Source organism: Nguyenibacter vanlangensis, from assembly GCF_013376155.1.
GTDB lineage: Bacteria > Pseudomonadota > Alphaproteobacteria > Acetobacterales > Acetobacteraceae > Gluconacetobacter > Gluconacetobacter vanlangensis.
On the sequence record NZ_JABXXP010000091.1, the window covers coordinates 1 to 8,073 of the forward strand.

An 8,073-nucleotide genomic window follows, 5' to 3' on the forward strand; every position below is an offset into this window, starting at 1 on the left:
CGCCAGCACCAGCGGACGACGGACATCGGCCACGCCCTCGTCCCGGAACCCGTCATCGAGGATGCTGGCCATGATCGCGCTGCGCTGCGGGTTGGAGCGCGCGCCCAGCACCACGCCGATCAGCCGCACATTGTCGCGGATCGCCGAGGTGACCAGGTTGCGTCCGGCAATGGCGGTATAGCCGGTCTTGAGCCCGTCCGCGCCGGGATAGATGCGCAGCATCGGGTCGTGGTTGGGGACCTGGCGGCCATGGAAATAGAAGGCCGGCACCGAGAAATAATGATAATATTCCGGAAATTCGGTGATGATCTGCCGCGTCAGCAGCGCCAGGTCGCGCGCCGAGGTCATCTGGTCGGGGTCGGGCAGGCCGGAGGCGTTGCGGAATGTGGTGCGGGTCATGCCCAGGGCCCGGGCCTGGCCGGTCATGAGGTCGGCGAACCGGTCCTCGCTCCCGCCGCCGAGCAGTTCGCCCAGCGCGCAGGCCGCGTCATTGGCGGATTTGGTCACCAGGCCCAGGATCGCCTGCTCGACCGTCAGATAGGTGCCCGGCACCAGCCCGAGCTTGGATGGTTCCATCGATGCCGCGTGGGCCGAGACCGGCACCGTCTGGTCCAGGGTGATCTGGCCGGTCCGCAGCCCCTTGAATGCCAGGTACAGCGTCATCAGCTTGGTCAGGCTGGCGGGATAGCGCTGCAGGTCGGGACTGGACTGGGACAGGACCGCGCCGGTGCGGGCGTCCATGACGATCGAGCTGATCTGCCCCACATATTGGGCATGGGCGCGGGGCGCGAAGCCGGCCATGACGGCGATATAGCCGGCGGACAGGCCGAGGGAGACGCGTAGCGCGCGGCCGCGGCGCAGGCGCGCGAACCATCCCCGCTTGTGGTACAGCACTGAACTATCGGCCACCACCCGTTCCCCCGTGTGCAACCCCGTATTGTCGGCCGACTTTATGGCCATTTTCTGGAACCCGTCCAGAGCAAAGAGCGATAACAGAAAGAAAACACTGCTTTTTCATGAAGATTTTCGCGCTTTGGCTTCGGGAGCGTTTGCCGGGGCGGTCCGGCGGCATCCCTTTTCTTCGTCCCCTCTCCGTCCCCGGCGGCCCGCGATGGAACATCCAGGGCGCGAACGCGTCACGCGATTTGATCGTCAGGGGGTGGCGGGATGTGCTTAATTTCCGATTACGCGCCCCCTTTCAACGTGCCACGCCTATCCAATATGGTACTCCCATGGCAGCAGCATCCTTCCCGATCATCCCGGCCCTGACCATCCTGGCCCCCACGGTCCCGGCCCCCACGGTCCTGGCCTCGACCGTCCTGGCCCATGGCGGCAACGGCCCGACCCGGCGCGGCGGCGGGACGGACGGGCAATCCGACAATCCCGATTCGCCGACCATCGGCGTCGTCGTCCGCACCCGGCCCGAGACGCGCAAGCCGGCGATGTACAAGGTCCTGATGCTGAACGACGACTACACGCCCATGGAGTTCGTCGTGCATGTGCTGGAGCGGTTCTTCCAGAAATCGCGCGAGGAGGCGACGGACATCATGCTGCATGTCCACAAGCGCGGGGTGGGCGTGTGCGGCGTGTTTACCTATGAAGTCGCGGAAACCAAGGTGACGCAGGTGATGGACCTTGCACGCCAGAACCAGCATCCGCTGCAATGCACGATCGAGAAGGACTGACATCCCGGCCCGGAAGCGCCGGATGCAGCCTGCCGGCCGCGTGAATCGGTTCGTGAATCACAAAGGCGGGCGGCGGCCCGGGGGGCGCGCCGAAGACGGGCCGTACGGATGGCGGCCCGAATGCGCAACGCGCGGGAAGGCGGCCCTGTTTCCCGCGGGGAATTAATTTTCTTTCCGCTGGCATTCCGGCGGAAACATACCAAATATAGTCCTGATCTGCCGATTGCCGTCTCCGGGCCCGGCCCCGGTTCAGGAAAAGGAGCGTCCTGGCATGTTGTCACGCAATCTCGAACAGACGCTTCATCGTGCGCTGACCCTGGCCGGGGAGCGCCGCCACGAATATGCGACGCTGGAGCACCTGCTGCTGGCGCTGGTCGACGACAGCGACGCGGTGACCGTATTTCGGGCCTGCGGTGTCGATCTGGACAAGCTGCGTTCGGATCTGACCGAATTTCTGGACAAGGATCTGGCCGGCCTGGCGTCGGACCGGACCGTCGACCCCAAGCCGACCGCCGCGTTCCAGCGCGTGATCCAGCGCGCGGCGATCCATGTGCAATCCACCGGGCGGGACGAGGTCACGGGGTCCAACGTGCTGGTCGCCCTGTTTGCCGAACGGGAGAGCCATGCCGTCTATTTCCTGCAACTGCAGGACATGACGCGGCTGGATGCGGTCAATTTCATCTCGCACGGCATCGCCAAGGCGCCGGACCGGTCGACGCGCCGCCCCGTGGCGGGCAGCGCGCAGGACAATCCCGACGCCGAGCGCGAGGAACGCGGCAAGGCCGCGCAGAAGAACCAGGACGCGCTGAGCGCCTATTGCACCAACCTGAACCGCAAGGCCGAGGACGGGAAGGTCGATCCGCTGATCGGACGCGATTCCGAGATCGAGCGCACGATCCAGATCCTCTGCCGCCGCACCAAGAACAATCCGCTTTATGTGGGCGATCCCGGGGTGGGCAAGACCGCCATTGCCGAGGGGCTGGCCAAGCGGATCGTCGAGGGCGACGTGCCCGAGGTGCTGCTGAAATCCACGATCTATTCGCTGGACATGGGCGCGCTGCTGGCCGGCACGCGCTATCGCGGCGATTTCGAGGAACGGCTGAAGGCTGTGGTGACCGAGCTGGACAATAATCCGGGCAGCATCCTGTTCATCGACGAGATCCATACGGTGATCGGCGCGGGCGCGACCTCGGGCGGGGCGATGGACGCGTCGAACCTGCTGAAGCCGGCGCTGGCGGCGGGCACGCTGCGCTGCATCGGCTCCACGACGTACAAGGAATATCGCCAGCATTTCGAGAAGGACCGCGCGCTGGTGCGGCGGTTCCAGAAAATCGACGTGGCCGAGCCGTCGCTGGAGGATGCGGTCAAGATCCTGCGCGGGCTGAAGGGCAATTACGAGCGGCACCACAGGGTGCGCTATACCGAGGAGGCCATTCGCGGCGCGGTCGAACTGGCGGCGAAATATATCCATGACCGCAAGCTGCCGGACAAGGCGATCGACGTGATCGACGAGGTCGGCGCGTCGCGGATGCTGGTGCCGGAAAACCGGCGGCGCAAGACGGTGACGCTGAAGGATGTCGAGGACATCGTCGCCAAGATCGCGCGGATTCCGCCCAAGAGCGTGTCGTCGGACGACAAGGAGACGCTGCGCACGCTGGAGCGCGACCTGAAGGGCATGGTCTATGGCCAGGATCGGGCGATCGAGGCGCTGACGGCGGCGATCAAGCTGTCGCGGGCGGGGCTGCGCGATCCGGAAAAGCCGATCGGCAATTACCTGTTCTCGGGCCCCACCGGCGTCGGCAAGACCGAAGTCGCCAAGCAACTGGCCAAAACCCTGGGCATCGAGCTGATCCGCTTCGACATGTCGGAATATATGGAGCGGCATTCGATCTCGCGCCTGATCGGCGCGCCGCCGGGCTATGTCGGGTTCGACCAGGGCGGGCTGCTGACCGACGCGATCGACCAGCATCCGCATGCCGTGCTGCTGCTGGATGAGATCGAGAAGGCGCACCAGGACCTGTACAACGTGCTGCTGCAGGTCATGGACCATGGCCGCCTGACCGACCATAACGGCAAGACCGTGGATTTCCGCAATGTCGTGCTGATCATGACGACCAATGCGGGTGCCGCGGACCTGAGCAAGGAGGCGATCGGTTTCGGCCGCGAGACGCGGTCGGGCGAGGATGAGGAGGCGATCAAGCGCATCTTCACCCCGGAATTCCGCAACCGGCTGGATGCGATCATTCCGTTCGCCAACCTGTCGCCCGAGATCGTCGGCCGGGTGGTCGAGAAATTCGTCTTCCAGTTGGAGGCGCAACTGGCCGACCGCAACGTCACGATCGAGATCTCGTCGGCGGCGAAGGAATGGCTGGCCGAGCGCGGCTATGACCGGCTGTATGGCGCCCGCCCGCTGGGCCGGGTGATCCAGGAGCACATCAAGAAGCCGCTGGCCGAGGAATTGCTGTTCGGCCGGCTGGTGAAGGGTGGCGCGGTGAAGATCACGCTGAAGGACGGGGCGCTGGATTTCGAATATATCGAATCCAGTGCCGACACCCCGGCGGAAGGCGACGAAGGCAGCGAGCGGGAATCCGAAACCGCGAACTGAAGCCCGCTGGGCCGACTGCCACTGGAGCTGCTGCCAGGCGGGGAATGAAAGCCCCGCCTGGCGGATGCCGATCCGGCGATCGCCTGGACGCGGTTACTGGTAGCGGTTGCCGTTGACCGTGACGTAGCCCGGCATGGCCCAGTTGCGGCCGGTTCCGTGATGGGTCCAGTCGATCCCCTGGCTGCGCGGATTGTCGTAATAATAGCGCCCGACGACATCGGCCATGTCGCCCCTGGCGACCCAGGGCCAGGCGGGCGCGTTCATGCGGTCGAGGTCCGAGACGATGCGGATGGATACGCCGGAACCGACATCCAGGTAGAAATAACCGTGCCAGCCGCTGCGGGTATGACGGGCATGCGAGACCGCGACGACGCGGCCGCAGACATGGACCGGCTGGTCGCCGCGCTGCGCGCCGTCTTCGAATTGCTGCTGCACGGCCAGGAAATGCCCGTTGTCGCAGGACGGGCCGATCGCCTGCTGCGCGCGGGCGGCTCCGCCGCCGCCAAAGGCCAGGATAGCGCCCAGGGCCAGCGCACGGGCGATGGCGCGCCGAATCGTCATGTTTTCTCTCTCCCCTGCCCCGCGCGTCATGCGGCGTGACCTTTCTTCGGTGCCTCGGCTACCAGTTCCTTGCGGACGACCGCCATGTCGTCGATCAGGTCCTGCGAGGGCTCGGGGATCGTCATGTTCAGCGCCTCCAGCGCCTGGATGATCGTTTCCATGACTAGCAGCCGGGCCATCCATTTCCGGTCGGCGGGCACCACCACCCAAGGCGCATGGGGACTGGCCGTGTTGCGGATCGCGTCGTGATACGCCGCCTGATAGGCGTTCCAATGGGTGCGTTCGCGCGCGTCGGACGCCGAGAACTTCCAATGCTTCTGGTCCTCGTCGATACGCTGGAGGAAACGCCTGCGCTGTTCCTCCTTCGACAGGTTCAGGAAGAATTTCAGCACCACCGTGCCCTGGCGCGACAGATAATGCTCGAAATGCCGGATGTCCTGGTACCGTTCCTGCCAGATCGCGTCGGTGCGCAGGCTGGCGGGGATTTTCTGCCGGACCAGCAATTCGGGATGCACGCGAGTGACCAGCACCTCTTCGTAATGGCTGCGATTGAAGATGCCGATCCGCCCGCAGGACGGGGCCGCCATATGGACGCGCCACAGATAATCATGCGCCAGTTCGACCGGTCCCGGCTGCTTGAACGAGGTGACGGAGACGCCCTGGGGGTTCACCCCGGACATCACATGCTTGATCATCCCGTCCTTGCCGCCGGCATCCATGGCCTGGAACACCAGCAGGAGCGACCAGGTGCCGTTGGCATAGAGCAGGGTCTGCAATTCCGACAGGCGCTTGACGCCCCGGCGGAGCAGGTGCTTGCCGTCCGATTTGCCGATCCCTTCGAGATCGGCGATGCGGGTCGGGTGTGACACCGGATCGAACCGCGCGCCGTCCTCGACCCGGCACTGTTTCAGCAGCGCGTCCAGGCTGACCGGGTGCGCCATGGCCGCCTAGTCCCCCAGTCCCCGGAACACGGCAAGCCCGGCCGAGGCCTGGCAGGTGGGCATCATCTCGATCCGGTTGATGTTCACATGGGCCGGCAGGCCGGCGACCCAGGCGACGGTTTCGGCGATGTCCTCGGGCTGGATCGGGTGCGTGTCCTGATAGACCGCAGCGGCCATGGCATCGTCGCCCAGGCGCACGTTGCTGAATTCGCTGCCGCCGCACAGGCCGGGTTCCAGATTGGTCGCGCGCACCCGCGTGCCCAGCAGGTCGCAGCGCAGGTTGCGCATGAATTGCGATACGAACGCCTTGGAGGCGCCGTACACGTTCGCGCCGAGATAGGGATAGATGCCGGCGGTGCTGCCGATCGAGATGACGTGGCCGTGGTTGCGCGCGACCATGCCGGGCAGCAGCGCGCGGGTGATCTCGACCAGGCCGGTCACGTTGGTGGCGATCATCTGCTGCCAGTCGGCGATCGCGGCATCCTGCGCCTTGTCCAGCCCGAGGGCCAGACCCGCATTGTTGACGAGGATATCGACCTGCCGCCAGTCCGCCGGCAGGCTGCCGGGCAGCGCGCGCAGGGATTCGACGTCGTTCATGTCCAGCACGAAGGGCAGCAGGGCCGGCCCGAGGGTTTCGGCCAGCGCGTCCAGCCGTTCCTTGCGCCGCCCGGTCGCGATGACGCGGTAGCCGTCACGCACCAGGCGTTCGGCGATCGCCTTGCCGAAGCCCGCCGTCGCACCCGTCACCAAAACCGTCTTCGTCATCGCGATGATCTCCTTGTCCTGTCGCATGTCCCGTCGCGCCCATAGGGCTTCGCACGCATTAAGCGCCATTCCAGGCGAGGCGGCAAATCGGCACGTGACGGTTGCAATGGGCGGTGGTTCTGTCTTTACTAAGAACAAATGTTCCCATTCCCGCCGAGATCGACCGCCGAGACAGCCGCGTCATGCACAGCCGTCCCGTCCGAGGCCAGCCCATCGCTGGCCGGATCGCTGCTGGTGGCGAGCCCGGCCCTGGCCGAGGGTCCGTTCGCCCGCAGCGTCATCTTTCTGTGCGCGCATTCGCCGGGGCGCGGCGCGATGGGGCTGGTGGTCAATCGTCGCCTGTCGCAGCCGGGCCTGGATGACGTGCTGGCGCAATTGGGTATCGACCCGGTGCCGCCGCGCCGGCGGATCGATCTGTGTGCCGGAGGGCCGGTGGATGAGGCGCGCGGCTTCGTCCTGCATTCATCGGACTGGACGGGCGCGGGTAGCCTGCCGGTCGATGACGGGACGACTCTGACCGCCAGCCAGGATGTGCTGAAGGACATCGCCGACGGCGCCGGACCGCGCCGGGCGCTGCTGGCCCTGGGCCATGCGAGCTGGCAGGACGATCAGTTGGAAGACGAGATCATCCACCGCAATGCCTGGTTGCCTGCACCGGCCAGCGACGCCATCCTGTTCGGCGGCGGCCACAGCCTGAAATGGCGCCAGGCGCTGGCCGCGATCAATCTGGATCCGATGCAGCTAACCGCCGCCACCGGCCACGCCTGAGAGACTGCGCGGAAACGCGGGCTGGCGGCGATCCGACGCGCGTTTCCTGCGCTTCGGTGCTCACGGCCCACAAGGCCGCTCCGCTCCGATGCTCGGAAACACACGCCGGGCGCTCCACTGCGTTCCGCTCTCGCTCGCCAGCCCGCGTTTCCGCACAGTCTCTGAGAGGAAAAGCCGGGTAAAACCCTGGCGACACGTTCTGCGCGGTTTTGCTGCGCTCCAGTGCCCACGGCCCACAAGGCCGCTCCGCCCCGATGCTCGCAAACCCACGCCGGGCGCTCCACTGCGTTCCGCTCTCGCTCACCAGCCCGCGTTTCGGCACAGTCTCTGGGAGGAAAAGCCGGGTAAAATCCTGGTGGCACGTTCTGCGCGGTTTTGCTTCGCTCCAGTACCCACGGCCCACAAGGCCGCTCCGCTCCGGTGCTCGCAAACCCACGCCGGGCGCTCCACTGCGTTCCGCTCTCGCTCGCCAGCCCGCGTTTCCGCACAGTCTATGGGAGGAAAAGCCGGGTAAAACCCTGGCGGCACGTTCTGCGCGGTTTTGCCAAGTGCTTCAGGCGCCGTTCCCGGCCTCCCAGCGGAAGGAGGGGACCGTTGCGACGGGGGAGAGGCCGGCGGCTGCGGCCTCGGCCCTGGCGAGGGCCAGGTCGTTGCCGATCATTTCCTGGTGGATACCGCCCAGGACCCAGCAGCCATCGATGCCGGCCTGGCGCGCGCCGCGCATGTCGGTGGCCAGCGCGTCGCCGTC

At 66.2% G+C, this 8,073-nt stretch carries 8 protein-coding genes; 3 read left to right on the top strand and 5 right to left on the bottom strand.

Annotated elements, in window-relative coordinates:
• The coding region (locus HUK84_RS07135) for a D-alanyl-D-alanine carboxypeptidase family protein (protein ID WP_246285498.1) at window positions 1-801 on the bottom strand (801 nt) is incomplete at its 3' end.
• 431 nt (window positions 802-1,232) lie between these two features.
• Between HUK84_RS07135 and clpS the strand changes: the two genes are divergently transcribed.
• Window positions 1,233-1,685: an ATP-dependent Clp protease adapter ClpS gene (clpS, locus tag HUK84_RS07140; protein WP_246285496.1), complete on the top strand. Its 453-nt coding sequence runs from the start codon at window positions 1,233-1,235 to the stop codon at window positions 1,683-1,685.
• A gap of 271 nt (window positions 1,686-1,956) precedes the next feature.
• Window positions 1,957-4,290, top strand: a complete 2,334-nt coding sequence (clpA, locus tag HUK84_RS07145; RefSeq protein ID WP_176639669.1) for an ATP-dependent Clp protease ATP-binding subunit ClpA — start codon at window positions 1,957-1,959, stop codon at window positions 4,288-4,290.
• Between the two features lie 93 nt (window positions 4,291-4,383).
• Here the strand turns inward: clpA and HUK84_RS07150 are convergent, their stop codons facing one another.
• Genes HUK84_RS07150 through HUK84_RS07160 form a run of 3 tightly spaced genes read right to left on the bottom strand, consistent with a single transcriptional unit; the run spans window position 4,384 to window position 6,557 of the window.
• Window positions 4,384-4,851: a DUF3465 domain-containing protein gene (locus HUK84_RS07150; RefSeq protein ID WP_176639670.1), complete on the bottom strand. Its 468-nt coding sequence runs from the start codon at window positions 4,849-4,851 to the stop codon at window positions 4,384-4,386.
• Window positions 4,852-4,877: 26 nt separating this feature from the next.
• Window positions 4,878-5,792 (bottom strand): polyphosphate kinase 2 family protein, encoded by a 915-nt coding sequence (locus HUK84_RS07155; RefSeq protein WP_176639671.1) that lies wholly within the window; start codon window positions 5,790-5,792, stop codon window positions 4,878-4,880.
• 6 nt (window positions 5,793-5,798) lie between these two features.
• Entirely contained in the window at window positions 5,799-6,557 is a 759-nt protein-coding gene (locus HUK84_RS07160; protein ID WP_176639672.1) for an SDR family NAD(P)-dependent oxidoreductase, read from the bottom strand.
• Between the two features lie 138 nt (window positions 6,558-6,695).
• On the opposite strand from HUK84_RS07160, the gene HUK84_RS07165 reads away from it, so the two are divergent.
• Window positions 6,696-7,325 (top strand): YqgE/AlgH family protein, encoded by a 630-nt coding sequence (locus HUK84_RS07165; RefSeq protein ID WP_176639673.1) that lies wholly within the window; start codon window positions 6,696-6,698, stop codon window positions 7,323-7,325.
• A gap of 553 nt (window positions 7,326-7,878) precedes the next feature.
• On the opposite strand, the gene HUK84_RS07170 is transcribed toward HUK84_RS07165, so the two are convergent.
• A partial coding sequence (locus tag HUK84_RS07170) for an HAD hydrolase-like protein (protein ID WP_176639674.1) occupies window positions 7,879-8,073 on the bottom strand: 195 nt, incomplete at its 5' end.

Coding starts and splice junctions, on each gene's coding strand:
- clpS (WP_246285496.1), top strand. CDS start 1,233: ATGGCAGCAGCATCCTTCCCGATCATCCCGGCCCTGACCATCCTGGCC.
- clpA (WP_176639669.1), top strand. CDS start 1,957: ATGTTGTCACGCAATCTCGAACAGACGCTTCATCGTGCGCTGACCCTG.
- HUK84_RS07150 (WP_176639670.1), bottom strand. CDS start 4,851: ATGACGATTCGGCGCGCCATCGCCCGTGCGCTGGCCCTGGGCGCTATC.
- HUK84_RS07155 (WP_176639671.1), bottom strand. CDS start 5,792: ATGGCGCACCCGGTCAGCCTGGACGCGCTGCTGAAACAGTGCCGGGTC.
- HUK84_RS07160 (WP_176639672.1), bottom strand. CDS start 6,557: ATGACGAAGACGGTTTTGGTGACGGGTGCGACGGCGGGCTTCGGCAAG.
- HUK84_RS07165 (WP_176639673.1), top strand. CDS start 6,696: ATGTTCCCATTCCCGCCGAGATCGACCGCCGAGACAGCCGCGTCATGC.